Origin of the sequence: Halomonas sp. ND22Bw (assembly GCF_003011945.1) — a bacterium.
Taxonomy (GTDB): Bacteria; Pseudomonadota; Gammaproteobacteria; order Pseudomonadales; family Halomonadaceae; genus Halomonas; species Halomonas halophila.
This window is the reverse complement of the sequence record NZ_PXWD01001288.1, coordinates 1-255: the sequence shown is the minus strand read 5'-3', so window position 1 is coordinate 255 and position 255 is coordinate 1. Positions and strand designations below refer to the sequence as shown.

Below are 255 nucleotides of genomic sequence, written 5' to 3'. Positions count from 1 at the left end.
CGCATCACGCGCGACGGCACGCGAGCAACGCTTCATCGCCGCCGTTGCCGCCTGGATCGACGGCGACATCACCCGTGCGATCGCCTTGCACGAGGAACAGGCACACGCGCATCCACGCGACCTGGTGTCGGTGAAGCTCGGCCAGTACCACTGCTTCAACCGCGGCGACGGGCCGGGCATGCTGCGGCTCGCGCTGGCCGCCCTGCCACAGGCGGCCGACGTGCCCTACCTGCACGGCATGGTCGCCTTCGGCCC

Annotated in this window: 1 protein-coding gene; it reads left to right on the top strand. The window is 71.0% G+C overall.

Annotation, left to right across the window (positions count from 1 at the left end):
* Positions 1–255 (top strand): hypothetical protein (locus CVH10_RS22335; protein ID WP_219925012.1); only part of this gene is annotated, 255 nt, incomplete at both ends.